Below are 25,821 nucleotides of genomic sequence, written 5' to 3' on the forward strand. Positions count from 1 at the left end.
GTGTCATCTACATGACACACACAAACCGCAGCGAGGAGAGGTCCGCCGTGGGCACAGTCGTCGACGACGCCGCCTCCGTGGAGTTCCACGCCTTCTTCGAACGCCACTACGCCGAACTGTCCCGGCTCGCCCACCTGTTGACGGGGGAGGCGGACGCCGCCGACGATCTCGCGGCCGACGCGCTGCTCGCGCTCTGGCACCGCTGGGACCGGGTGCGCGCCGCCGACCATCCCGCGGCCTACGCCCGCGGGGTCGTCGCCAACCTGGCTCGCACCCGGATCCGCAGCGCGGTGCGCGAGCGGCGGCGGGTCGCCCTGTTCTGGTCGCAGCGCGAGGAGAAGACCGAGAACCCGGACGTGGCCGGCGTGGTCGACGTCCAGGAGGCGCTGCGCAGACTGCCGTTCCGGAAACGCGCCTGTGTGGTGCTGCGGCACGCCTTCGACCTCTCGGAGAAGGACACCGCGCTCGCCCTCGGTGTTTCCGTCGGTACGGTTAAGAGCCAGACGTCGAAGGGCATGGCCGAGCTGCAGCGCCTGCTCGGTCCGCAGAGCCCTCCGCTGCAGATGCACGCGGTGATGGCGCGCGGCGGCGAGACCGGAGGGAGGACCCGATGAGGCACCAGGACGTGCACGACGACGAGTTGATCGCCCGGCTGCACGAGGCGGCCGAGAGGCATGAGCCCGACCGGACGCGCATCCTGGCGCGGGTCGAACGCGGCATGGCCGCGCAGTCCCGCCCCGACCACCGGGCCACCCGGCCGCCCGTGTTCGGCTGGGTGCGGGTCGTCAGCGCCACGGCCGCGGTGGCGAGCGTCCTCGCGATCGGCGGCTACGCGGTGGCGTCCGCGGTGAAGCACAACGCCCCCGCCGAGCAGACGGTGTCCGTCTCACCGACGCCGACGCCCACTCCGTCGCCGGACACTACGAGTCGTAACCCGGTCAAACCGGTTGCCCCGAAGCCGAGTTCGGGTTCCGGCGACACCTCGCACGACTCTCCCAAGGCGAGCACCTCACCGACGACGTCCGCGACCGCCTCGCCGTCCGCGCCCGTCCTGCCGCCGGCCTCCGGCACCCAGGACGGCCCGCTGTGGTCGGACGGCTCGATCGACCCGGGCAGCAGCGACTTCTGGGCGCAGAGCGACGTCACCCTCAAGACGACCAAGCAACTCACCTCACTCACCGTCCAGTTGAAGGTCAGGCTGACCGCTGGGGTCACCTCCGCGGGCGCCTGGCGCTCGCTGCCGGAGCAGGACTTCACGCAGACGGTGACGGAGCAGGACGGGTTCCTCGTCTACACCTGGGTGCTCAAGGAGGGCCGTACGGTCGCGGTCGGCGAGTGGGTCTTCGCCGGGCAGTACAACCATGAGCGCGGCGGGCGGGACGCCAAGGACGACAGTTACTCGGCGGCGGGCAGGGCGGCCGGCCAACAGCTGTCCGTGAAGGGCGACTTCGCGGCGCAGAAGTCGTAGCAGGCGGTCGTAGAGAAATCTTCGGGCGGGCGGCAACCCTTTCTCCGCCGGTGGCGACAAGGAAGCGCAAGGTTCCTCTCGCACGGAGTCACACGGAGCAAGTCGCTTGAGCACGCACAAGAAGCACCTCACCCGCAGACGGGTGCTCGGGGCCTCCGCGATCGGTGTCGCCGCCACCGGCGCGGCCGTCGCGGGCGGTACCGGTCTCCTCTCGTCCGCCTCCGCCGCCGCATTCGGTTACACCGACGACGGCTCCAACTACGTGATCACCACGGGCGCTTCACTCGTCCTCAAGGTCTCCAAAACGACCGGTGACATCACGTCTCTCGCCTACAAGGGCAAGGAGTACGAGGGCTACGGCGGCAAGCACTCGCACGTCGAGTCAGGACTCGGCGCCTCAACGGTCACCATCAAGCAGTCGGCCTCGACGATCCTGGTGAAGGTCGTGCACGGGGCGATCACCCAGTGGTACGCGGCCCGCAGCGGCGAGAACAACGTCTACCTGTGGACGAACAAGGCGGACGCCTCCTTCACGGCGACGCGTTACATCGTGCGCGTGAAGCCGGGAGTGTTCCCCAACTCCGGTTCGGACGCGTGGGATTCGACCACCGACACGATCATCGAGGCCGGCGACGTCTGGAAGCGCCCCGACGGTACGACCCGCTCCAAGCACTACTCGGGCAAGCGGACCATCGACTACGACCACGTCGGCTTCACGACGGGCTCGGTCGGCCTGTGGGTCGTCCGCTCCAACCACGAGAAGGCGTCCGGCGGCCCGTTCTACCGCTCACTGCTGCGCCACTCGAACGAGGGCGGGGCCGGACTGTACGAGATCCTCCACTACAACGAGGCCCAGACGGAGCCCGAACGCTTCGGCCTCCAGGGCCCGTTCGTGGTCGCCTTCACGGACGGCGGCACCCCGTCCCCCTCCCTCTTCGCGGCGAACCTCGACACGTCCTGGGCGGACTCGCTCGACATCACGGGCTGGGTCGGCAAGGCGGGCCGGGGCAAGGTGGCGGGCGTCGGCCTGAAGGGCATGGACGCCAAGTACCCCTACACGGTGGGCTTTTCGAACGCCGACGCGCAGTACTGGGCGAAGGCGGCGTCCGGCACCGGTGCGTTCTCCTGCAAGGGGATGCTCCCGGGGACGTACACACTGACCGTCTTCAAGGGCGAACTCGCCGTCCACACAGGGTCGGTGACCGTGACAGCGGGCGGCACGACGTCCCTGCACACTCTGACCGTCACGGGCGACCCGTCCACCGCGTCGACCGTGTGGCGACTCGGCAACTGGGACGGCACACCAGGGGAGTTCAAGAACGCCGAGCTGATGACGTACGCCCACCCATCGGACGCCCGCGCGTCCAAGTGGACCGGCAACGTCACGATCGGCAGTGGCAGCGAGGCCGCATCCTTCCCGGCGTACCTGTGGAAGGGTGTCAACGACGGCATCCTCGTCTACTTCAAGCTGACCGCGGCCCAGGCCGCCGCCGCGCACACGCTGCGTGTCGGTGTGACGACGGCGTACATCAACGCCCGCCCCCAAGTGACCGTGAACGACTGGGTCTCGGCCATCCCCACGCCTCCCACACAGCCCTCGACGCGCGATCTCACCACGGGTTCCTACCGTGGAAACAACCACACGTTCGTTTTCACCGTCCCTTCCAGTGCGTGGAGTTCGGACGCGACGAAGTACAACGTGCTGAAGATCAACGTCGTCAGTGGTTCGACGGGTTCGGGATTCCTCAGCCCGGGCACGTCGTTCGACTGCATTGACCTGCTGGCCTGAGCCCCCCTCGGTCAGCAGAAGAGCGCCCCCGCCGGTGACGACCGGCGGGGGCGTTTCCTCGTGGCCTCTCAGGGACTCGTGCGTCGTACGTGGAGGTGGCCGTCGCGGGGGAAGGAGGGCGGCGCCGCGGGCAGGACGCTGTCCAGGTCGTAGCGGCTCTTCTGCGCGACCCGGCACGACGCCAAGTTGTCCACCTGGTGCAGGAGTTCGAGCCGCTCCAGCCCGTCGACTTCGAAGGTGTCGAAGGCCCAGCCGGTGAGTGCCTCCAGAGCGCGCGGGGCCACCCCTCGCCCGCGAGCGTGCGCCGCGGTCCAATAGCCCACCTCGGCCACCGGCTTGCCGGAGGTGACCCCCTTGAGAACCACGTTGCCCACCAACTCCTCGCGAACCGAACCGGGTTGCGCCTCAAGGACCGCGAAGCCGAACCGCTCCCTCGCTACCCAGCCCCGCTGCTCGGCCTCCACCCAGCGTGCCCCGTCCACCTCGTTGTCGACGACGGAAGTCGTCCACTGGCGCATTGCGGGATCCCGGCCCACCTCGACCAGCACGGGAACGTCCGTCAGCTGCCAAGGCCGAAGAACGAGAGTGGGGGCGGCCGATGTCGCGGCCACGTGAAGTACGACGGGGGCGTTCATGAACTGATTATGCGCAGCGACGCTTTCACACCCGACGTTGGCCGCCTCCGACCACCCATGCCGCCTCGCGACCGCCCCGTCATTGCGGTGTCCGGACGCGCAGAGCCTGGACGGACCAGTCGAACACCGGAGCCAGACTCTCCGGGGCCGGCCAGCCGTTGACCACGGCGAGCAGCACTCCTCCTCGCGCCCGAAGTGGCCGACTGAGTGGCCGTTCTCCATCCACTCGCGTGGTCGGTCCGCTGCGAACGCGGGGTGGCGTCCGGTGGGTCCAGTCGGGCCGCCTGTGGGTGTGGCTGTCTCGCCGGCGCTGTGTCCTTTCGTTCGATGGAGTGAGGTCGGTCCGACGGTCGTTGGCTGCGTGCCTGTCCGGGCATTCCGGGCGGATGTCAGTGGGGCCTGCGATCGTGTGCGTCGTGGATGAACTCGTGGAGCGCGTTGATGCGCAGGATCGTGTGCTGGGGGTAGTCAGTCGGCGGGACGCTGTTCGGGAGGGCTGGCTGCACCGGGTTGGCGTGGTGGTGTGCCGCGATGGGCAGGGCCGCTTTCTCGTTCACCGGCGTGCCGAACAGCTGTCCCGTTTCCCGGGGCACTACGAACTCGGTGTGGGGGGCGCTGCGGGAGTCGGCGAGTCCTATGAGCAGGCCGCTGCCCGCGAGCTCAGTGAGGAGTTGGGGGCGCGGGCGACAGTGTGCCTTCGGTTCAAGTTCCTCAACCGGGGTGGGCTCAGCCCTCACTGGCTTGGGGTGTGCGATGCCGAGCTTGCGGAGATCGGCGCCCCCGATCCGGGAGAAGTGGCCTGGCACGGGTGGCTGACCGAGTCCGAGCTGCGGCGGAATCTGCAGCAGTGGACCTTCACTCCTGACAGTCAGGAGATTTTCGGTCGGTATCTCGCCTGAAGTGCTGACCCGTCGCTTTCGTGGAAGCGGTACTGATGAGCTGGGTCAGAGGGACGAAGACGCTGGTCGTTCCGATCTCCTTGGGGGTTGGGCCGGCGGGGGTGGGGGTGTTCACGAGACGTTCCTCGTCGGTGAGGTTGAGTTGTCCCCGAGACCCTTACGAGGCAAAGGCCACCACAGCGAGAAGAGGCCCCGGTCAACTCGCACCGACCGGGGCCTCTCGCGCGTCAGCAAGGAGTTTGCGGTGAGGCTCCTCAGTCCATCGTCGCGCCGATAGTCGTAGACCCCGTCGTCAGGAACGTCGTCGTCGGCAGCGTCCCGCTGGACGAACGAACGCCGTACGCCGAAGTCGCGTCCGTCGACCTGAAGGACGGAGTCGCGACCCCGCTGTCCCAGTTGTTGGCCGCCGAGACCGCCGGCGAACCGAGCTTGTCCAGGCCGCCCTTGTTGCCGACCGCCAGGTTGCGGGCCAGGCGGGCCTTGCTCGTTGCGAAGTAGAAGCCGGCCGCGGTGTTGGAGTAAGCGGTGTTGCGGTTGAGGACGATCGCGCCGGTGTTGGAGTTCTCGGTGAAGCCGTTGAGGCTGTTGTCCCAGGCCGCGTTGTCGTTGACGACGTGCGCGACCGCGACGCCTCCGCCGCCCAGCTTGAAGCCGTTGCCGTTGCCCTCGAAGGCGGAGTCACCCCAGCGGTTGGCCCCGTTACCGAACGCCCAGGAGTGCTCGATGGTGACCGGCGAGGAGAACTGCCACAGGTCGAGGCCGTCGTCCGAGTTGTTGTAGAGGCGGGCGCCGGTGACCTTGTTGCCGGTGCCGGAGCCGAACTTGATGGCGATGCCGTCGGCGTTCTGGCCGTGCCCGGCGGCGTCGTAGTTGCCGTAACTGTCCAGGTTCTGCACGAGGTTGTTGGTCGTGCCGTCGCCGCGCAGGGTGAAGCCGGAGTCGCCGTTGTTCGCCGTCACCAGGTTCTTGAAGACGCCGCCGACGGAGGACGTGGCTACGAAGCCCTGGGCCGGGGAGTTCTGGAAGGTGAGGTTCTGGACGGTCCAGTAGTCGCCGTAGATTCCGGCCAGCCACTGGCCTGCGGGCAGCTTGGAGCCGTCTATCTTCACCTTCTCCGTGCCGTACGCCTGCAAGGTGATGCGGGCCGAACTGGTGCCGTTCGCCGTGGACTTGAGGGTCGCGGCCGGGGTGTAGGTGCCCGCCCTGACCTGGATGACCGTCCCCGCCGTGGCGTTCGCCACGGCCGACTCCAGTTGGGCGGTGGTGGACACGGTGACCGTCGACGAAGCGGCTTGTGCGCCGCCGCTGTTGAGGCCGAGGTAGACGCCGCCCGCCCCCGCGGCGACGGCCACCGCGGCGGCGATCGTAAGGGTGCGGGTCCTGCGGTGGCGTCCGGTGCTCGTACGCACGGCGTTGGTTCCTTTCCTTGACGACGAGGACGAAACGAGCCGGAGGGGCCGCCCCGGCCCGTTTCTGAGTCCTGGTCGCCACCGCGGCCGGAAAGGGTTGCCGTGGTGAGGGGAATAGGGAGCGAAACTTTCGCTCCGCCCCGTCCCACCCGCACCGATTGACGCACCGCACCCCACTGATGACACTCCGAAGGCAGCACGGTCATTCAACAGAATCCCCCACACCCCCACAGGATGTGCCATGCGACCCCGCACCGCCCGCGCCCTCCTGCTCCCCTTTCTGGCCCTCATCCTCAGCCTGCTCGCCGCCCCGCCCAGTACCGCGCACTCAGGAGCACCGCCCGTGAACCACCCCAAGTACGCCGGCTATCTCTTCGCCTACTTCACCGGCGAGGGCACCGCCGACGGCGAGCAGATCCGTTACGCCCTCAGCCGGGGCAACGACCCTTTGCACTGGCGGGAGTTGAACGCCGGGCAGCCCGTGCTGACCTCGACGATCGGCGAGAAGGGGCTGCGCGACCCGTTCGTTATCCGCTCCCCCAAGGGCGACAAGTTCTACCTCATAGCCACCGACCTGAGGATGTACCGGAACAGCAGCGGCAGTTGGGACGACGTCCAGCGGCACGGCAGCAAGTCCGTGATGATCTGGGAGTCGACCGACCTGGTCCACTGGACCGATCAGCGGCTGGTGAAGGTGGCCCCGGACAATGCGGGCAACACCTGGGCGCCGGAGGCCTATTGGGACGACTCGCTCGGTGAGTACGTCGTCTTCTGGGCGTCGAAGCTGTACGCCGACGACGACCCCGAGCACACCGGCTCGACGTACAACCGCATGATGTACGCGACGACGAAGGACTTCCGCACCTTCAGCGACCCGAAGGTCTGGGACGACCCGGGTTACTCCGTCATCGACTCAACTGTCGTGAAGTACAAGGACACTTACTACCGCTACACCAAGGACGAACGCGATCCGTCCTCCAGCTCCCCCTGCTCGAAGTTCATCACCGGCGAGAAGTCGACCTCGCTGACCTCCACGTCGTACGACTTCGTCTCCGAGTGCATCGGCAGCGGGGCGATCGAGCGGGGCGAGGGGCCGACGGTGTTCAAGTCCAACACCGAGAAGAAGTGGTACCTGTTCATCGACGAGTACGGCCTGCGCGGCTACGTCCCCTTCGAGACCACCGACCTCGACTCCGGCAGGTGGACGCCGTCCACGGACTACCAACTGCCGGCAAGTCCGCGGCACGGCACGGTACTTCCGGTGACTCAGGCGGAGTACGACCGGCTGCTCGCCGCGTATCCGGCGACACCGACGTCGGTCGTGGACGCGACGGCGCACGGGCAGAAGGGGTACGCGGTCGTCACGGAGGCCTCGTCGAAGGTCGTGCTGCCGATGCAACCGGGCGCGGATCTACGGCACTTGGCGCCGACGCTGGCCGTGGGCGCGGGGGCAAGGATCAACCCGCCGTCCGGTAGCCGACGTGACTTCCGCACACCACAGCAGTACACGGTCACAGCCGCGGACGGGACGAACCGCACCTGGACGGTGGAGGCCGTGCCGACGCGGAGTCCCGTGCTGCCGGGGCTGACCGCCGACCCCGATGTGCACTATCTGGACGGCCAGTACTGGATCTACCCGACGAGCGACGGCTACGCGAACTGGGGCGGGACGAGCTTCAAGGCGTACTCCTCAAGGGACTTGGTCCACTGGCAGGACCATGGAGTGATCCTCGACCTGGGTCCGGACGTCTCCTGGGCCGACAAGAACGCGTGGGCGCCGGCGGTCGCGGAGCGCGACGGGAAGTACTACTTCTACTTCTGCGCCGAGCAGCAGATCGGGGTCGCGGTGGCGGACTCGCCCACGGGCCCGTTCAAGGACGCGCTGGGCCAACCCCTCGTAGAAAAAGGACAGTTGGCGGGCCAGATGATCGACCCCGCCGTCTTCACGAACGACGACGGGCAGTCGTATCTCTACTGGGGCAACGGGCACGCGTACGTCGTGCCGCTGAACGCCGACATGACGTCGTACGACGCGACGAAGGTGAAGGACATCACGACGGACAACTTCCGTGAGGGGTCCTTCGTGGTGAAGCGCAAGGGGACTTACTACTTCATGTGGTCCGAGGACGACACCCGTAGCGAGAACTACCACGTGGCCTACGCGACGGGACCGTCCCCGCTCGGTCCGTGGACCAAGCGGGGCACGATCCTGTCCAAGAATCCCGAGTACGGCATCCTGGGCACCGGCCACCACTCAGTGGTGAACGCGCCGGGGACCGACGACTGGTACATCGTCTACCACCGGTTCGCCCTGAACGGGCCAGGAAGGCCTGGTGGGGACGGCACGCACCGGGAGACCACGATCGACCGCCTGCGGTTCGCGGCGGACGGAACGATTCAGCCGGTGGTGCCCACCCTCGGGTCGGTCAGCCCGGTACGGACCACCCGTACGAACTAGCTGACGAAGTAGGTCGGGTTCGGGATCTTGTACGTCTTGTCGGCGTAGCCCCCGTCGAGGTCCGAGTACTGGTCGCCGAAGTTGGCGATGATGTCGTACCCGAGGTCCTCGATGTGCTTCCTGGTGCCGGACTTGTACTGCACGGTGGTGCAGGTCCAGGCCGTCACGGTGGCGCAGTCGCTCAGGTACGCCGGCGGGTTGGCCGTGTCCTTGAGGAACATGTGGTCGGCGTCGAGGTTGACGTCGGCGCCGACCTTCTTCAGGTTGTCGACCGCGTAGGTGCGCTGCGACTCCTTCAGACCCGAGTTGTAGAAGACCGTGACGCCCTTGGACGCGGCGTACTCGACCAGCTCGGGGGTGCCGAAGACCTCCGGGCGGTTGGCCTGGGCCACGTACGCGGCCCAAGTGGCCGAGCTGTAGCCGTAGTTGTTCTTCTTCTCGTAGTCGAGGCTGAGCAGCAGCGTGTCGTCGATGTCGAAGACGACCGCGGGCTTGACGCCCTTGTGGTGCCTGCGGACGGCCTCGTCGATGTACTTCTTCGCCGACGCGTCGATACGCGCCAGGTCCTTGGCGTACGGGCTGGTCGCCGAGGCCTGGTACACGCCGCTGCTGTCGAGCGTGGTGCCGTAGTAGGTGTCGATGTCCTTCGACAACAGGCCGATGTTGTACGGCTCGTGCGTCGAGTTGGCCGTCGACTGACCGGCGGTGGCGACACCGGTGCCGTACAGGGCGGCACCGGCGACGACACAGGCGGCGCCGAGGGCGGCCGCTCTAAGGGACTTCCGCATGGGATCTCCGGATCTGGTTGATGAGTGATGCACCAGGTCAGGGATTGTCTACGCGCATCACACCCCGGACGCGAGGACCTTTATCCGATCGATACACAATGCACAGGACGGGGAATTGCCCGCACATGGGGTCCACTTGACCTTCTCTTGGTCGGCTTCTCCTAGGGTCGTGGACGCGACTGCGAACGGGGGAACGCACGATGGGTGACGGCAAGGACCCGACCAAGGTCCTCGACATCAAGACAGCCGATATCAAACGGGCGGCACCGGACTTCCAGACGGCGGCAGTTGATCTGGGCAAGGCGCTGACCGCGCTCGTGAAGTCCCTCGACGGGCTGGGCGAGCCCTGGGGAAACGACAAGCAGGGCAAGGAGTTCGGCGACTCCTACAAGCCGTTGCAGAAGAAGATCGAGAGCGCGGCGGGCACGCTGGTGCTCGGTCTGACGAGCATTCACGAGGCGATGGCCGACATGGCGGACGGTCACGTGGACAACGACGAGTTGATCGCCGGGATGTTCACCGAAGTGAAGGTCACCAAGACGGACGGTGCCGGTGAGCGTTGAGGACGAGGCCCGGAAGATCCTGCTGGATCTGGGCATGTGGTGGCCGGAGGCCGATTCCGGGAAGCTGCGGTCGGCGGCGACGGCCTGGCGTACGTTCGCGGACGCGGTGGACGACGTACGGGGTCCGGTCAATCAGAGCGCTTCGTCGATCATCCACAACAACACCGGTGAGTCGATCGAGGCGTTCGGGAAGTTCTGGGGCCGTTACGCCAAGGACAAGGACAGCGGCTGGCTGAGTGACCTGGCCGGCTCGGGGCGCCAAATGGCCACCGCGCTCGACAAGTTCGCCGACGCGATCGACGACGCCATCAACAAGCTCTGGACGCAGATCGGCATCGATGCCGCCGTGATCGCGGGCGGGGTGGCGCTGGCCTTCTTCACCGCAGGCCTGGCCTCCGGCGCGGCCGTCGCGGCGGCCGACCTGGTCATCGAGTTCGGCGCGGGCCTCGGCGTCGCCGTCTCCACGACGATCGCCGAGATCGCCGCGGGCACCCTGGTCGCCGCCACCTTCGGCGGGATCGAATCGGTGACGGTCGACCTGGCCGTGGCCCAGCCGCTGAAGATGGCGACCGGTCTGCAGCAGGGCTTCAGCCTCGACGAGGTCAACCAGGCCGCCAAGGACGGCATGATCTTCGGCGGCGCGCTGGGCGCGGGCGGCGGGGTCGTCAAGGCGGGCATCGAGGGCGCGTTCAGCGACACGACACCGCTGTTGCTCCGGCCGCCCTCGCTCCGCCCCGACCTGGTGGAACTGGGCCCGGCCGCCCGCAACGCCGACCGCACCCCCTGCGTCGGCGAGCCGATCGACGTGGCGACCGGCGCGATGCTGATGACGGCGACGGACCTGGCACTGCCGGGGAGTCTGCCGCTGGAGTTCACCCGCACCCACCTCTCCTCCTACCGCGGCGGCGTCTGCTTCGGCCCGACCTGGATATCCACCCTCGACGAATGCCTCCAAATCGACGGCGAGGGCGTGGTGTTCGCGGCGGCGGACGGTATGCGCCTGGTCTACCCCGTGCCGGAGCCGGGCGTGGCGACCATGCCCGTCAAGGGTGTCCGCTGGCCCCTGGAATGGGACGGCAAGCCGGACAGCGCGATGACGGTCACCGACCCGGCGACGGGAGTCGTCCGCACCTTCGCCGCCCCGGTCCCCTCCCCCACCTTCGGCGTCTTCCACCTGGCGCTGGACTCCTGGAGCGACCGCAACGGCAACCGCGTCGACGTCGAACGCGACGACGAGGGCGTGCCGTTCGGCCTCCGCCACTCCGGCGGCCACTACGTCGCCGTCGACACGACCGGCCCCCGCATCACGGCGTTGCGCCTGCTCGACGAACTCCCGTCGCGCTACGGCCCCGACGGCCCGATGGGCGAGGGCACGGTCGTGATGCGCTACGGCTACGACGGCGCCGGCAATCTCACGGAGGTCGTCAACTCCAGTGGGGAACCACTGCGGTTCGCGTACGACGAGCAGGGCCGGGTCGCCAAGTGGACCGACCGGAACGGCACTTGGTTCGCCTACGTCTACGACGAGCGCGGCCGGGTCGTCCGCACCGAGGGCGTGGACGGCATCCTCTCCGGCGCGCTGACGTACGACGACACGTCACGTACGACGACGTACACGGACTCGCAGGGCCGCGTCTCCACGCACCGCCACAACGCGGAGGGCCTGGTCGAGGAGGAGACCGACCCGCTGGGCAACGTCACGCGCACGCGCTGGGACGAGTACGGCGCGCGGCCCGTCTCTGTCACCGACCCACTGGGCCACACGACCCGATACGGCTACGACGAGGCGGGCAATCTCACCGAACTCACCCTGCCCGACGGGTCGTTGGCGCGGGCCGCGTACAACGCGCTCGGTCTGCCGACGGAGGTCGTGGAGCCGGGCGGGGTGGTGTGGCGGCACGCGTACGACGAGCGGGGCAACCTGCTGGCGACGGTCGATCCGATCGGCGCCGAGACCCGCTACGCGTACGACGCGTCGGGCCATCCGACCTCGATCACGAACGCGTTGGGCCACACCCGGACGGTCGCGTACGACGCGGCCGGCCTGCCGGTGTCCCTGACCGACGAGTTGGGCCACACGACGTCGGTCCACCGGGACTCCTTCGGCCGGATCACCGCGGTGACCGACCCGCTGGACCACACCACCCGCATGGGCTGGACCCCGGAGGGCAAGCCGTCGTGGCGCGAACTGGCCGACGGCGCAAGGGAGTCGTGGACGTGGGACGCGGAGGGCAACCTCCTCGCCCACACGGACGCCGCGGGCAACGTCACACAGCACTCCTCCACCCACTTCGACGTGCCCGCCTCACGGACCGACCCGGACGGGGCGCGGTACGAGTTCGCGTACGACACCGAGTTGCGGCTGACGGGAGTGACCAATCCGCAGGGGCGGACGTGGTCGTACACGTACGACGAGGCGGGGCGGCTGGTCGGGGAGACGGATTTCAACGGACGGACGCTGGCGTACGCGCATGACGCGACGAGCGGCCTGCGGTCGCGGACCAACGGCGCGGGAGAGGGCCTGCGCTTCACCCGGGACGCGCTGGGCCGCATCATCGAGCAGAGCACCGACGACGGAACCGTCACCACGTACGCATTCGGCTCGGACGGTCACCTGGCCCGCGCCACCCATGCCGACGCGGAGATCGTCCTGGAGCGGGACGTCCTGGGCCGCACTCTCACCGAGACCGTCAACGGCCGCTGTACCGCCTTCACCTATGACGCACTCGGTCGCCGCACCAGCCGCACCACTCCCTCAGGCCTGGTCACGCACTGGATCCACGATCCCGCCGGTCGCCCCACCGAACTCCGCGGCGATCACGGCTCCTTGTGCTTCTCCCACGACGCGGCCGACCGGGAGACGGAGCGCCGCCTCGGCACCCACGTCACTCTCACCCAGACCTGGGACGCCGGCGACCGCCTCACCACCCAGTCCCTGACCGCACTCGGCACCCCCGAAGCGGCTCGTCTCCTCCAGCACCGTAGCTACGCCTACCGTGCCGACGGCTCCTTGACCCAGATCCGCGAACTCACCTCAGGCACTCGCACCTTCGACCTCGATCCCCCGGGCCGGGTCACCGGCGTACGCGCGCACGGTTGGCGCGAGGCCTACGCCTACGACAACACGGGCAACCTCACCCATGCCACCGCCCCCGGGCACGAGGCGCCCGGCGACCGCGAGTTCGACGGCATGCTCATCCGCCGCGCCGACCGTACAACCTACGAACACGACGCCCAGGGCCGCCTCACCCGAAAGACCCGCAAGCTGCTCAACGGACAACAGCACACGTGGGCTTACAACTGGAACGCGGAGGACCGCCTCACCGACGTGACGACTCCGCACGGCGAGCACTGGCACTACACCTACGATCCGCTCGGCCGCCGGATCTCCAAGTCCCGCCTCCACGCGGACGGTTCGCAGGACGCCCGTACCGACTTCAGCTGGGACGACACCCGCCTCGCCGAGCAGGTCGCCCCCGACGGCAATGCCACCACCTGGGACTACGCCCCCGGCTCCCACCACCCCCTCACCCAGACCATCCATCGACCACGACAGCGGACCCGAAGCGCGTCCTTCCTCGCCCAACTAGCCGAGGACACCACGGCCGACCACACCACCCGCTTCCATGCGATCGTCACCGACCTGGTCGGTACCCCCACCGAACTCGTCACGCCCGACGGCGAACTGGCATGGCAGCAACGCACCACCCTGTGGGGCACCCGCTTCCCCGGCCCGACGGACGAGATGGAATCGGTGAGCTGTCCCCTCCGCTTCCCCGGGCAGTACGCGGACGACGAATCAGGTCTGCACTACAACCATTTCCGCTACTACGACCCCGAGACCTCGCGCTATCTGTCCACCGACCCGCTCGGCCTCTCCCCGGCGCCCAACCCCATGGCGTATGTCCCCGCGCCCCACACCTGGTTGGACCCGCTCGGCCTCGCCTCCTGTGACATTCATGCGTCCGTGGCGTTCCAGGACTGGGGCACGAAGGGTGCGCACATTCACATCGGGAAGAACGAAGTGCGCGTCTTCCCCGACGACAACGGCGGGATCGGGGCCGAGCCGATCAGGCTGAAATCGGGTACGGCCAGTGCCCGCGACGTCCAGAAGGTGTTGGCCGAGATCCAGTCCAACCAAGCGCTCCGAGATGACATCATCAGCAAAGCCACGTCCGCTCGCGACAGCATGAACAAGGGAGAGTTCGGTATGTCGCAGAACAGGGCAGCCGAAATGCACTTCCTCATCAAGAACCTGGAAAAAATGAACAAGCAGGCAGGAACCCCTTGATGGCAGATATCGATTTCTACGCGGACACGGTGCTGCGCCACAGGGTTCTCGATATCCCGTTGGGGTCCCCTCCCTCCGTGTGGGAAGAGCGTCTCGGCACGGACTTTCTCGACGACTTGAAGAAGGGACGGATGCGCCGCGACTACGGTCTTGTCGAGCTCACATTCGCCAAAAAGGGTGAGAAGTGGGAGTCGGTCACGGCGTCTCTGCAGATTCATCGCCTCGAAGGAGGGGGCGAAGGACTGGTCCCCTCGCAGTTGGAATACTCCTTCGGACAGTTCACACAGAGCGTCCTGTTCGGCGCCTTCATTGAAGCCCTGAGATCTCGCGGCGTGGACCTGGAAGAGGTCAGCGGCGCCCCCACCAAGGGGTTCAGCCAATTCCGTGCCCAGGGCAGCCAGACGTCCGTCTATGTGAGAACCACCGAGCCGGGCGAAAAGCCGGAGGGCGGCACCTTGTGGTCGATCGTCCTGCCTTACTCCGCACCGTGAGGAGTTCTCCTGATACGGTGCTCGATTCGGTTGACATACGGCATTTCACGGAAGGACACGAAAGACGTGCAGCACCTCGCCGCTGGAACACACGGGCCGTCACCGGTGATCATCGCCCTCTTCACCCTGGGTGGGCTCGCGGCCGTCTGGTTCGGTGGGAGCTGGGCGTTCAACGTGCGCGGGATCGCCGTACAGAGGGCGCGGAACATCCGTGACAGGCACCAACTGGGCGGTGGCTCCGCGCTGATGTGGGCCCAGCCTTGGTACCACCGGATGCTCGGGGCGTTCATGACCGTCGCCGGTCTTGTGCTCCTGACCGCCGCCTACGCCCTGTGGCACCTCAACTGAGCCCACCGCACAGGTCAGTTCATCGTCGCGCCGATCGTCGTGCTCCCCGTGGTCAGGAACGTCGTGGACGGCAGCGTGCCGCTCGACGAGCGGGCGTTGTACGTCGTCGACGCGTCCGTGGAGATGAAGGACGGGGTGGAGATGCCGGAGTCCCAGTTGTTGCCGGACGAGGTGACCGAGGAACCCTTGGTGACCGAGCCGCTGCCGTTGCTCACGGCGAGGTTCTTGCCGAGTTTGGCGGAGCTGGTGGCGAAGTAGTAGCCCCAGCCGCTGTTGGCGTAGGCGGTGGTGCGGTTGATGACGATGGCGCCTGTGTTGGAGTTCTCGGTGAACCCGTTGCCGGCGTTGCCCCAGGCGGCCGAGTTGTTGACGACGTGGGCGACGGTCACTCCGTTGCCGCCCAGTTTGAAGCCGTTGCCGTTGCCCTCGAACGCGGAGTCGCCCCAGCGGTTGACGCCGTTGCCGAAGGACCAGGTGTGCTCGATGGTGACCGGTGAGGAGAAGGACCAGAGGTCGATGCCGTCGTCCGAGTTGTTGTACAGCCGGGCGCCGGTGACGAGGTTGCCGGTGCCGGAGCCGAACTTGATGGCGACCCCGTCCGCGTTCTGACCGTGGGTGGCGGCGTCGTAATTGCCGTACGAATCAAGGTTCTTGACGGTGTTGTTCACCGTGCCGTCGCCGGTGAGCGTGAACCCGGAGTCGCCGCCGTTGATGGTCTTGACGTTGCTCCAGTTGGTGCCGGTGCAGGACTGGCAGACGACCGCGCTGTCCGGGGAGTTCTGGAACGTCATGTTGGAGACGTTCCAGTAGTCCGCCGTCAGCTTGAAGATCCAGGACCCCGACGGCAGCGACGAACCGTCGATCTTGACCGTCTCCGAGCCGTACGCGGTGAGCGTGACCGGCGAGGACGACGTGCCGTTCGTCGTGGACTGGAGGGTGGCCGTCGGGTAGTACGTGCCGCCGCGCACCTGAATGACCGTGCCGGCGGTGGCACTTGAGATCGCGCTGGTCAGTTCGGCGGTCGTGTCGACGACGACCGTGGCGGCCTGGGCCTGGGTGGGGAGGACGGCCAGCCCGGCGCCGAACGCCAGGGCCGTGCCGAGGGTGAGAGCGGTACGACGAGACATAGGAGTGCGGTCCTTTCGTCGTTCTGTTCGCTTTTGCTGCGGATGGGGGGACTTCAGGGACGCCAGTCACCGAGGTAGGTCGCTGGGGTGTGCAACTTGGCCTCGGTGGCCGTGAGTTGGGGCCGGTTCTCCGCGACGGTGATCACGGAGCCCGGTCCCGTGTTGCGGTACTCGTGGAAGCGCATCGACTGCCAGGGGTAGGCGTCGCGCATGTTCGTGTAGGGCGCGACCGGGTCGATGCCGGGCCCGATCCGGGTGTCCCGCACGACGAGGGACGGCCAGGCCGTCGTCTCGTACGACGGAACCCACGGCCGGGCCAGCTTGTACGCGGCGTCCTCGGCGCCGGAGGTGATCCGCGAGCGGACCGCGAGGATGCCGTGCGGGTTGGCACGGGCGGTGGACGGGGCGAAGACCATGCCCTTGGGGGTGAAGGCCACGTCCCGTTGCAGGGTGTGGAATTGGCAGTCCGCGAAGACCGCGGTGGCCCGCCCGAAGACGAAGTCGACGTCCCCCTCGATGTAGCAGTGGGAGAAGTACTGCCGGTCGAAGGCGTCCAGCGCCGACGTGTCCACGAAGAGCGTGTCCTGGTGGGCCAACAGCCGGACGTGCGCGAACTGCGAGCGGTCGCCCGTGACATACGCGGCCACCGCCTGCGTCCCCGTGATCTCCGGGTGGTCAGCGCGCAGCCAGTCGTTGGCGAGGGTCAGGTCCCGTACGGTCAGCCCGGGCGCCGCCGAGGTGAAGGTCGCGGAGCCCGCCGTACCGTACGTCCCCGAACCGTCCGGCCGCTGCGTCCCGTTGGCGTTGTCGTGGACGATGACGACGTCACGCGGATCGCGGGTGGCACCGCGCAACGTCAACTCGCCCGCCCCCACAGGCACGTTGACGACCTCGCGGTACGTCCCCGGGTGCACCACGATCGTCCAGCCGGTGCCCTCCACCGCGTCGACGGCGGCCTGCACCGAGTCGCCGGGTCGGACGTGCAGGACACAGCGACGGTCGAGGGCTGCGGCGGGGGCGGCACCGGCGGTCACCAGACCGCCGGCGATGCCCGTCAATCCCGTCAGGAGTGTGCGTCTGCGCAGTGTCATCTCAGCGCCTCCACCCCGGTGTCCAGTCGCCGAGATAGGCCTCGCGGGTCGCCGACTCGGCCTGTTCTGCGGTGAGTTGGGGCCGGCTCTCCGGGACGCTGATCGCTGCACCTGGGCCCGTGTTCCGGTACTCCGCGAACCGTTGGCTCTGCCAGGGATAGGTGTCCGACATGTTGGTGTACGGCGCCACCGCATCGATCCCCGCACCGAGCGCCGTGTCCCGGACGGTGAGCATCGGGCGGGCGGTGGTGTCCGAGCCGGGTACCCAGGGCCGGGCCAACTTGTAGTAGCCGTAGGGGGCTTGGCTGCTCACGCGGCTGTGCGTCACCAGGTATCCACGCGGGTTGGCGACCGCTGTGGAGGGGGCGAAGACGAAGCCGTACGGCGCCGTCGCCAGGTCGGTGCGATTCAGGGTGCGGAAGTGGCAGTGGTCGTAGACGGCGGTCGCCCGTCCGAAGACGAAGTCGACGTCTCCCTCGACGTAGCAGCGCGCGTAGTACTGGCGGGCGAAGACGCCGAGGGCGAACGAGTCGGCGTACAGCGTGTCTTGATGACCCAGGAAACGGCAGTCGAAGAACGCCGAACGGTCGCCCTGCACTTTGATCGCGACCGCCTGTGTGCCGGTGATGTCGGCGTGGTCGGCGCGCAGCCAGTCGTTGGCGAAGGTGATCCAGCGGGCCGTGAAACCGTCGGTGCGGATGAGGGTGGTGGCCGAGCCGGAGGTGCCGTAGGTGCCCGAACCGTCGGGTTTCTGGCTGCCGTTGGCGTTGTCGTACACCACGACGACGTCACGCGGGTTCTCGCTCGCGCCGATCCAGGTCATCTCGGAGGCGGCGGGGGCGAGTTGGCCGGTCGCCGGGTCGGTGACTCCGGCGGTGACCGTCTCACGGTAGACGCCGGGCGCGACGACCAGGGTGTACCCGGCGGTGGTCGCGGCGGTGACGGCGGCCTGGACGGTGGTGAAGTCACCCCGGCCGCGCGGGTCGACGTACAGGGTGAGCGGGGTGAGGCGCGCGGCCGGTGAACCGTAGCGGCCGAACGGGTGCGGCCTGCCGACGGCGAGGACGGGGACGGCGGTGAGGCCGATCGCGGCGCCCGCGCCGGCGCTCGCCATGAGAAAACCCCGTCTGGACAGGGGAAGTTGGAGGGAGTGGTGGTGCGAGGGCATGCGGGTGCTCCTTCGCGGTGCGGCTCATGAGGGGGACGCCGGTGCCGGGCCGGTCGGACGGGACCGGCCCGGATCCCGGTGTGGTGGTGTCAGCGCAGGTGGCCCGCGCCCGCGCCCCGGTCGACGATGAACGGCACGGCCTTCGCGGGGTCGATCTTCGTGCGCAGGGTCGGTGTCCAGCCCGCACCGGACTGGAGGATCTCGGTGGGGACGCCCGCGTTGTGGACGGCGATCAGGTCGGTGAGGGTGCCGTTGACGTAGTTGTCGTCGGCGGTGAGCGGCGCCTCGGACCACTTCTTGAGGATGGTGGCCTCCGAGATCCCGGCGGGGACGGTGAACGCGTTGTGTTCCGCGACGAGTTGGGACTCCAGGCCGATGCCGTAGCTGTAGCCGTATCCGGGCTCGGCGACGAAGTGGTTGTTGTACGAGTCGACTTGGCCGAAGCGGACGCGGGGTGCGCGCTCGACGAGGTTGGAGAACAGGTTGTGATGGAGCGTCACCTTCAAGTGGCCGCGGTCGATCGCGGCGGTGGAGGCGTTGTCGCTGTTGCCGATGAGGATCGTCTTGTCGTGGTCGCTGAAGACGTTCCAGGACGCGGTGACGTAGTCGGCGCCCTTGACGATGTCGAGTTCGCCGTCGTGCTGTTCGAAGATCCGCCCGTAGTAGGTGGGCAGCGAACTGTCCGGGTGGTCGCCGTCGGTGAACGTGTCGTGGTCCAGCCAGACATGGGTGGAGCCGTAGATGACGGCGCTGTCGTACTCGGAGTTCCAGTTGCCGGTGTCGCCGTCGGTCGGGTCCCACTGCGGGAAGCAGTCCAACGGGCTCTCGAAGGCCAGGTTGCGGATGATGACGTTGTCGACGGCCTTGATCTGCAGGCTGGCGCCCTTGAAGCCGGCGTTCCGACCGACGCCGATGATGGTGGTGTTGGCGGGGATGAACGCCTTGATGGCGGTGTCCTGGTTCGCGGCGGACACGCGGCGCAGGCCCTCGGGGCTGTCGGCGGGCTCGTTGTCGAGGTTCTGGTCGTAGCCCCAGACGGCGGGGTCGTAGGTGGCGAGGTACTGGGCGAAGTCGTAGCCGGGCGCGGCGAAGGAGTCGCAGCCCTCCGCGTTGGCGTCGATCGTGCCCTTGATTCTGATGATCTTCGGTGCGGTGCCGCCGGCAGCCAACGCGGCTTTGAAATCGGCCCAGTTGGTGACGGTGTAGACGTAATCGGGGGTGGCGGCGGCGCCACCGCTGGTGCCGGTGCCGTAGGAGGCCCAGCCGTCAGCGGCGCCGAGGGTCTCGCGGGCGAGGCTGCGCGGATGGGCCTGGGCGGTGGTGCCGGTGAGGGCGAGAGCCAGTGCCGTGCAGCCCACGAGCGACGCGATGACGCGGCCATGACATGTAGATATGCGCACTGTGCGGGTCTCCTTGCTCAGAGGGCAGAGGCGTCCGTCGCCTCGGGCCAGGTGATCCAGGACGTGGGAATCTCGTCGCGCAACCGGACGACGTCACGCGGCGCGAGCACCCGGGTGCGCAGCAACTCCCGCGCCACGAGCCGCGCCACGGCGATCGCACCGGGCGGATTGAAGTGCGTGTTGTCCTGCTCGGTCTCGGTCCAGTTGAAGTAGACCTTTGTCTCCTCGACCCCGATGCGCTGCCACAGCGCGAGCGACAGCGCCTCGATGTCGAGCAGCGTGACGCGTTCCTGCTGGGCGAGCGCGCGCATCGCCGCCGGATAGTCGCCGTGGGTCGGCACGGCGTTGCCGTCGGCGTCGAACCTGCGGCGCTCGGCGGGGGTGGCGAGCAGCGGCCGGGCGCCGCGGCCTCGGGCCCCGTCGACGTACAGCCGCAGATAGTCCTGGTACGTCGTCCAGGGTTCGGTGTAGCGGGTGGGGTCGTCGATCTTCTCGTCGTTGTGCCCGAACTGGATGAGGAGAAGATCGCCGGGCCGGATGGCGGCGAGAATGGCATCGAGCCGCCCCTCGTCGGCAAAGCTCTTCGAACTCCGCCCGTTTATGGCCCGGTTGGCGACCTCCACCCCCTTGCGCAGAAAGAAGGGAAGCGCCATTCCCCACCCCGTTTCCGGAGCTGCGTCCGCATACTTCTGGGCAGCGGTGGAGTCACCGGCGATGTAAAGAGTCCGGTCCCGCCGACCACCGCCGCCACGCAACGGAACGGCGGCGAGAGCACCCAACTCGACTTGCCTACGGGTAAGAGACACGATTGGTCCACCTCTCGGCTTCTGTCTTTCAGGGGCGCCCGACTCAGTGGTTCTGCTTCCAGTCCGCCTGTGCCTTGTTCAACTGGTCGGCCAGCGTGTCCAGGAACTCCTTCGCCGTCATCTTCCCGAGCAGCAGCTTCTGGAAGTTCGGCTCGTTGTCCGCCTTGGAGATCGTGTTCCAGTCCGGCAGGTAATACGGCAGCTGCACGATCTTCGTGTCGGCCCCGTTCAACGCCTCCGCCGCCAACTGCGTGGGCTCGGACTTCTGGATCCAGGTTGCACCGGCCGCCTCCGTGTTGGCCGGAACCTGACCTGCGGACTCGTTGTACTTGGAGTTCTCCGTGGCGGATACCGCGAACTCGACGAACTTCCAGGCCGCTTCCTTGTTCTTGCTGGACTTGAACAGACTCAGCCCGTCAACGGGGTTGGAGATCTGCACCCGAGTCCCGTCGTCCAGCGTCGGATTGGGAATGCCCTTGAACTTGTCCGCGCCCAGCGCCTTCAGGTGATCCTGATACGACCCGAGGTTGTGACTCAGCATTCCGATCGTGCCGCTGTCCCACTGCGCGACCATCTTCGTGAAGTCGTTGTTGAGGTCGGCGGACGGAGTGTCCTTCTTGAACAGGCTGACGTACTTCGCCAACGCGGCAACGTTCTTGGGGTCGTTGACCGTCGTCTTGTCGCCGTTCCAGAACGAGGTGATCCCGGTCTGGCCGTACACCGCGTCGAGGGCCGGCGCGATGGACCCCTCGCCGCCTCGGATGGTGAAGCCGAACCTGTTCTTCGCCTTGTCGGTGAGTTTGTCGGCGGCGGCGTAGAACTTCGCCCAGGTGGTCGGCGCGTCCAGTCCCGCGGCCTTGAAGAGGTCGGTGCGGTACCAAAGCGTGCCGTTGTTGGCGGAGGTCGGGATCTGGTAGAGCTTGTCCCCGCCGCCCGCGCTCTTGCTGACGTCGAGCAGGTTCTGGCTCAACTTGCCGTTCAGAGAACTCGACTTGAGCCGGCTGTCCAACGGCTCCAACGCCCCCTGCACCGCGACCTCGGCGAGCACCGCCGTCCCCACACCGCCGACGTCGGGCAGGCCGCCGCCCTGGATCGCGGTGTCGTACTTGGACTGGGCACTCGCCGCGGGTATCCCGACGTACTTGACCTTGATGTCGGGGTACTTCTTCTCGAAGTCCGCGATGATCTGCTTCCAGATGTCGGTGCGGACACCGCCGTTGTTGTCCCAGAAGGTGATCGTGCCCTTGCCGGACCCCTCGTCACCCTTGTCCCCCGCGCCGCCGCTTCCGTCGTCGCCGCAGGCGGTGGCGGTCAGCGCGAGCACGGAGCCCAGGGCGACGGCCATGGCGGCACGCCTGCTTCTGCGGATGCTGGTCTTCATAGGTCGGCTCTCTTCCGATGGATCCAACGGGGTGATGACGTCACGGACAGGGGCTGGCAAGCGCTTGCTACGGAGGTGCGTCATTGCGACTCCCAACAGGCGTACAGGCAGGGTGAGTTAGCGGAGCGAACTGATCCGGAACCGCGTGAACGTGGCCGCGCCGGCATGTCCCGTGCCGACGGGCGCGAGCGCGAAAAGCCCGAGCAGGGCGCCGACCCAGCGCCAGGAGGTGGCGGCGAACACCTGGCCGGTCGAACGCGGCCCGTCCCCGACGTCGTAGAAGAAGCGGCAGCGCGCCCCGGCGCCGATCTCGATGCGCAGCCGGACCCGCCCCTCGGGTGCGAGGCAGGACTTCCCCGCGTCCCGCTCCCGCTCGGCGACGGGCTCGGCGAACCGGTGCACGAACCGCACCACGCCGTCCGCGCCCCGCTGGAGTCCGATCCAGCTGTACGCGTCCCCGAGCACCGCGAGCCCGGCCCGCGCCCCCAACTCCTCGCTGTGCAGCCGCAGTTCGACCTCGACCGCGACGGGCGTGCCGGGCAGTCGCTGGGTGAGGAGGTTCGGGAGTCGGCGCAGGTCGTGCGCGTCGGCCGAGCGTACGCAGGTCAGTCGCAGGCCGTCGCCGGAGTGGTGGGTGGCCCAGCCGTCCTGCGGGTTCGCCGTCCACTGCCACTGACGGCCGTACCGCCCGCCGGGGAAGTCGTCGTCGGTGGCGGGCGCGGCGGGCTGCTGCGGCGGCAGGTCGGGTTTCGGGTGTACGGCTACGGGGGCGCCCTCGTTGCCGATGACCGGCCAGCCGTCGTCACCCCACCTCATGGGCTGAAGGTGGACGACCCGGCCGTAGGCGCCGCGCTGTTGGAAGTGCAGGAACCAGTCCTCGCCGGACGGGGTGCGCACCCACGCGCCCTGGTGGGGGCCGTTGACGTCGGTGTTCTGCTGCTCCAGGACGACCTTCTCCTCGTACGGGCCGAAGAAGCCGCGTGCGCGGAACGCGCCCTGCCAGCCGGTCTCAACTCCCCCTGCGGGGGCGAGGATCCAGAACCAGCCGTCGCGTCGGTGGACCTTGGGACCCTCCAGAGTGAACCAGCCGGGGATGCGGTCCGCGTCGACGATCACCTTGCCGTCGTCGAGGAGGGTCGTGCCGTTGGGGTGCATACGGTGGCCCGTGAGGCGGTTCTTGATGCCCGCGCGGGACTTGGCCCAGGCGTGGACGAGGTACGCCTCGTCGCTGTCGTCGTCCCACAGGGGGCACGGGTCGATGAGGCCCTTGCCCTGCTTGAGGAGGTGCGGGCGGGTCCAAGGGCCGCGTATCTCGGGGGCGTTGATCTGGAAGATGCCCTGGTCGGGGTCGCCCCAGAAGATCCAGAAGCGTTCATCGTGGTATCTCAACGCGGGTGCCCAGACTCCGCAGTCGTGGCGTGGGGTCCTGAACTCCCTCGCGGGTTCGAGGCGTTGGAGGGCGTGGCCGACCAGGGTCCAGTTCACCAGGTCGCGGGAGTGCAGCAGCGGCAGGCCCGGTACACGGCCGAAGCTGGATGCCGTGAGGTAGAAGTCGTCGCCGACGCGGATGACGTCCGGGTCGGACCAGTCGGCGTTCAGGACGGGGTTCGTGTACGTCTCGCGGGTCACTGGCTGACCGCCTTCCGCACGAGCGCCGCGGCCTCGGTCCGGTCGAGGCTGCCGTCGGCGACGACGGTGACGATCCGCCGTACGACCGTGTCGCCGGGCGGTATCGGCAGCCGCTCGTCCGAGGCCAACGACGCGCCCACGCCCGGGTATTCGGCGGTGCGGACGAACCACGGGTCGCGGCGGGAACGGTCCGTGGCACCGGCGAAGACCAGCGTCCAACCGGTGCCGGCGAGCGCGAGCCAGTCGGCACGGGTGCCGTGGACTTCCGGCTCGCCCTCACGGTCGGGGGTGAAGACACGCGGGGTCTCCGCCTCTTTGCGGGCCCGCCAGAAGAAGCCGCCGTACGCGGCTCCGGGGCGGCCGTTGGTGGCGGGGCTGCCGATCGAAAGGGGGTCGGGTGTCACGTTGGTGAGGGAGAAGGTGAAGTCCAACGCCCAGGCGGTGTCGGTGAGTTCGGTGGCGGCGACCGTACGGCGTTCGCGGAGAAGTTCGGCGCCGGAGGCGACCCAGCGGAGCTCCTCCACGAAGCCGTCGGGGTCGCGGAGCTGGAACGTGGAGTGGCGTTGGGCGCCGTGGTTGTCCAGTTCGGTCGAGCCCTGGTCCGGGACGTAGGTGCGTCCGCCCCAGAAGTTGTGCCCCTCGACGTCGGGAACGGCTACACCGACGCCGAGGTGGTGAGTGTGGTCGACGGGGCTCAACTCGGTGACCGCCGTGCCGGCCAGGGTGGTGACGGGGTGCAGATACGGGCGCGGGGAGAGCCGGGCGGGCAGCTCGGGCCGGGTGACGTACCGGGCGACCGGGCGGCCCGCGACGCGCAGCACCGGGGTGTCGTGGGTGATCATCAGGTGCTCACCTCTTTCGGTGGGGCCCAGGAGGCGCCCAACTCGGAGTAGAGGGCGAGGGTGTCGGCCGCCGCCGTGACCAGTGCGTCGATGCCGGGGACGACCCGGCGGTTCTCGGCCGGGATGAGGTGCCAGGCGTCGGTGGGCAGCGGGGCCGGGTCGGGTGCCTGGCGGATCGCCTCAACGACCTTCATGAAGGCGCCTGTTGCGTCCGGTTCGACCAACAGCGCGTCGCCATCGGTGAGATGGGCGACCAGGTTCTCCAGCAGGTCCGTGCTGCCGTACTCGAACTCCTCAGGGCCGTGGCCCGCCCGTTGGAGCAGGACACGGTCCTGCTTGTACCAGTAGGTGATTCGGCCGCGGCTGCCGTGTACCAACACGTAGGGCTCGCCGGGGTGTTCGGCGCACAGGGTCACCGCGACGGTGACCGGGCGGCCCTGGACGGTGGTGACGCGGACGCAGGAGGTGTCGTCGGACTCGATGTCGTTGGCGCGCACGAGTTCGGTCTCGATGCGGACGACGTCCTCGGCGCGGGTCGTGCCGTTCAGGGCGAGGGCGGTGGCGACCGCGTGCGCGAGGGGGTTGGTGAGCGCGCCGTCGATCACGTCGACGCCGTTCAGGCGCCGCTTGCCCGCCCAGGGAGCACGCCGGTAGTACGCCTCGTCGCGCGCCCAGGCACCGGCTCCGCCGACCCCGGTCACCGTGCCGATCGCGCCCTTGGCGATCAACTCGCGGATATCGGGCACGGCGTGCGAGCCGAGCGACTGGAACCCGATCTGACAGGCGACCCCGGCCGCGGCGACCCCGTCGGCCATCCTGCGGAACTCGGCGTACGACGGCGCGGGCGGCTTCTCCAGCAGCAGGTGCACACCCCGCTTCGCGGCGTCCAGGGCGAGGTCCGTGTGGGTCGGGATCGGGGTGCAGATCACGGCGACCTGGGCGCCGGTGGAGTCGAGAAGAGCGCCGAAGTCCGGTGACTGGGCCGGGAGTTCGCCGCCGAATTCCTCTTCGGTCAGCGGGGTCAGCTCGCAGATGCCGACGAGGCGTACGAGTCCCTTGTCCTGGAGCCGGCGGATGTTCTCGACGTGCCAACGACCGTGACCCCGGGCGCCCGCGAGGACGATGGAGACGGGCGGGGCGAGGGCTGTGGAGCCGGGTGCGGTGACGGTCGTAGGACCGGTGGTGGATGTCATGGGATTCTCCCTGCGTCGACGATCTTCGCCAGCAGGGTAAGCGGT

21 protein-coding genes are annotated in these 25,821 nt (G+C 68.2%); 9 read left to right on the forward strand and 12 right to left on the reverse strand.

Translation table 11 applies throughout. The features are described from left to right. The first annotated feature begins 47 nt into the window (after positions 1 to 47). From AB0I69_RS30670 to AB0I69_RS30680, 3 genes are all read left to right on the forward strand, one after another. A complete protein-coding gene (locus tag AB0I69_RS30670) occupies positions 48 to 614 on the forward strand; it encodes a SigE family RNA polymerase sigma factor (RefSeq protein WP_363098973.1) in 567 nt (188 codons plus the stop codon). Continuing rightward, positions 611 to 1,468, forward strand: coding sequence for a hypothetical protein (locus tag AB0I69_RS30675; protein WP_363098974.1), 858 nt, complete (start codon positions 611 to 613; stop codon positions 1,466 to 1,468). Before AB0I69_RS30670 ends, AB0I69_RS30675 begins: the two co-directional genes overlap by 4 nt. 106 nt (positions 1,469 to 1,574) lie before the next feature. Continuing rightward, positions 1,575 to 3,257 (forward strand): rhamnogalacturonan lyase B N-terminal domain-containing protein, encoded by a 1,683-nt coding sequence (locus AB0I69_RS30680; protein ID WP_363098975.1) that lies wholly within the window; start codon positions 1,575 to 1,577, stop codon positions 3,255 to 3,257. A gap of 68 nt (positions 3,258 to 3,325) precedes the next feature. Here AB0I69_RS30680 and AB0I69_RS30685 read toward each other — a convergent pair whose 3' ends face one another. Next, positions 3,326 to 3,892, reverse strand: coding sequence for a GNAT family N-acetyltransferase (locus tag AB0I69_RS30685; RefSeq protein ID WP_363098976.1), 567 nt, complete (start codon positions 3,890 to 3,892; stop codon positions 3,326 to 3,328). A gap of 386 nt (positions 3,893 to 4,278) precedes the next feature. Here AB0I69_RS30685 and AB0I69_RS30690 point away from each other — a divergent pair, with 386 nt between their 5' ends. Next, positions 4,279 to 4,791, forward strand: coding sequence for an NUDIX domain-containing protein (locus AB0I69_RS30690; protein WP_363098977.1), 513 nt, complete (start codon positions 4,279 to 4,281; stop codon positions 4,789 to 4,791). Positions 4,792 to 5,045: 254 nt separating this feature from the next. Here the strand turns inward: AB0I69_RS30690 and AB0I69_RS30695 are convergent, their stop codons facing one another. Further along, on the reverse strand, positions 5,046 to 6,200 hold the full coding sequence (locus tag AB0I69_RS30695; RefSeq protein ID WP_363098978.1) for a right-handed parallel beta-helix repeat-containing protein: 1,155 nt from the start codon (positions 6,198 to 6,200) through the stop codon (positions 5,046 to 5,048). A gap of 241 nt (positions 6,201 to 6,441) precedes the next feature. Between AB0I69_RS30695 and AB0I69_RS30700 the strand changes: the two genes are divergently transcribed. Beyond that, the gene (locus tag AB0I69_RS30700) at positions 6,442 to 8,658 is read left to right on the forward strand and encodes a family 43 glycosylhydrolase (protein ID WP_363098979.1); all 2,217 of its coding nucleotides are present in this window, start codon (positions 6,442 to 6,444) and stop codon (positions 8,656 to 8,658) included. Here the strand turns inward: AB0I69_RS30700 and AB0I69_RS30705 are convergent. Beyond that, on the reverse strand, positions 8,655 to 9,446 hold the full coding sequence (locus AB0I69_RS30705) for an HAD family acid phosphatase (protein WP_363098980.1): 792 nt from the start codon (positions 9,444 to 9,446) through the stop codon (positions 8,655 to 8,657). The two genes, AB0I69_RS30700 and AB0I69_RS30705, sit on opposite strands and share 4 nt — an antisense overlap. Positions 9,447 to 9,646: 200 nt before the next feature. Between AB0I69_RS30705 and AB0I69_RS30710 the strand changes: the two genes are divergently transcribed. The 4 genes from AB0I69_RS30710 to AB0I69_RS30725 all read left to right on the forward strand — a co-directional run bounded on the left by AB0I69_RS30710 (position 9,647) and on the right by AB0I69_RS30725 (position 15,139). Next, on the forward strand, positions 9,647 to 10,009 hold the full coding sequence (locus AB0I69_RS30710; protein ID WP_363098981.1) for a hypothetical protein: 363 nt from the start codon (positions 9,647 to 9,649) through the stop codon (positions 10,007 to 10,009). Next, complete coding sequence (locus AB0I69_RS30715) at positions 9,999 to 14,300, forward strand: DUF6531 domain-containing protein (protein WP_363098982.1); 4,302 nt, start codon at positions 9,999 to 10,001, stop codon at positions 14,298 to 14,300. The genes AB0I69_RS30710 and AB0I69_RS30715 overlap by 11 nt, the downstream gene beginning before the upstream one ends. Beyond that, entirely contained in the window at positions 14,300 to 14,791 is a 492-nt protein-coding gene (locus tag AB0I69_RS30720) for a hypothetical protein (RefSeq protein WP_363098983.1), read from the forward strand. Before AB0I69_RS30715 ends, AB0I69_RS30720 begins: the two co-directional genes overlap by 1 nt. 66 nt (positions 14,792 to 14,857) lie before the next feature. Continuing rightward, positions 14,858 to 15,139: a hypothetical protein gene (locus tag AB0I69_RS30725; protein WP_363098984.1), complete on the forward strand. Its 282-nt coding sequence runs from the start codon at positions 14,858 to 14,860 to the stop codon at positions 15,137 to 15,139. A 14-nt stretch (positions 15,140 to 15,153) separates the two neighbouring features. Here the strand turns inward: AB0I69_RS30725 and AB0I69_RS30730 are convergent, their stop codons facing one another. The 9 genes from AB0I69_RS30730 to AB0I69_RS30770 form a co-directional block, all read right to left on the reverse strand. Beyond that, positions 15,154 to 16,266 (reverse strand): chondroitinase-B domain-containing protein, encoded by a 1,113-nt coding sequence (locus AB0I69_RS30730; RefSeq protein WP_363098985.1) that lies wholly within the window; start codon positions 16,264 to 16,266, stop codon positions 15,154 to 15,156. A gap of 53 nt (positions 16,267 to 16,319) precedes the next feature. Next, positions 16,320 to 17,351 (reverse strand): pectinesterase family protein, encoded by a 1,032-nt coding sequence (locus AB0I69_RS30735; RefSeq protein WP_363099214.1) that lies wholly within the window; start codon positions 17,349 to 17,351, stop codon positions 16,320 to 16,322. A gap of 7 nt (positions 17,352 to 17,358) precedes the next feature. Then, on the reverse strand, positions 17,359 to 18,525 hold the full coding sequence (locus AB0I69_RS30740; protein ID WP_363098986.1) for a pectinesterase family protein: 1,167 nt from the start codon (positions 18,523 to 18,525) through the stop codon (positions 17,359 to 17,361). Between the two features lie 89 nt (positions 18,526 to 18,614). Continuing rightward, a complete protein-coding gene (locus AB0I69_RS30745; RefSeq protein ID WP_363098987.1) occupies positions 18,615 to 19,925 on the reverse strand; it encodes a pectate lyase in 1,311 nt (436 codons plus the stop codon). Between the two features lie 17 nt (positions 19,926 to 19,942). Further along, on the reverse strand, positions 19,943 to 20,731 hold the full coding sequence (locus tag AB0I69_RS30750) for a rhamnogalacturonan acetylesterase (RefSeq protein ID WP_363098988.1): 789 nt from the start codon (positions 20,729 to 20,731) through the stop codon (positions 19,943 to 19,945). 43 nt (positions 20,732 to 20,774) lie between these two features. Beyond that, complete coding sequence (locus AB0I69_RS30755) at positions 20,775 to 22,112, reverse strand: sugar ABC transporter substrate-binding protein (RefSeq protein WP_363098989.1); 1,338 nt, start codon at positions 22,110 to 22,112, stop codon at positions 20,775 to 20,777. A 117-nt stretch (positions 22,113 to 22,229) separates the two neighbouring features. Beyond that, positions 22,230 to 23,741, reverse strand: coding sequence for a family 43 glycosylhydrolase (locus AB0I69_RS30760; RefSeq protein ID WP_363098990.1), 1,512 nt, complete (start codon positions 23,739 to 23,741; stop codon positions 22,230 to 22,232). Continuing rightward, on the reverse strand, positions 23,738 to 24,583 hold the full coding sequence (locus AB0I69_RS30765) for a PmoA family protein (RefSeq protein ID WP_363098991.1): 846 nt from the start codon (positions 24,581 to 24,583) through the stop codon (positions 23,738 to 23,740). The genes AB0I69_RS30760 and AB0I69_RS30765 overlap by 4 nt, the downstream gene beginning before the upstream one ends. Next, positions 24,583 to 25,776 carry a Gfo/Idh/MocA family oxidoreductase gene (locus AB0I69_RS30770; protein WP_363098992.1) on the reverse strand — a complete coding sequence of 398 codons (1,194 nt, stop codon included), beginning with the start codon at positions 25,774 to 25,776 and terminating at the stop codon, positions 24,583 to 24,585. The genes AB0I69_RS30765 and AB0I69_RS30770 overlap by 1 nt, the downstream gene beginning before the upstream one ends. Positions 25,777 to 25,821: the final 45 nt, after the last annotated feature.

The sequence above is a fragment of the Streptomyces sp. NPDC050508 genome (assembly GCF_040655155.1).
Lineage (GTDB): Bacteria > Actinomycetota > Actinomycetes > Streptomycetales > Streptomycetaceae > Streptomyces.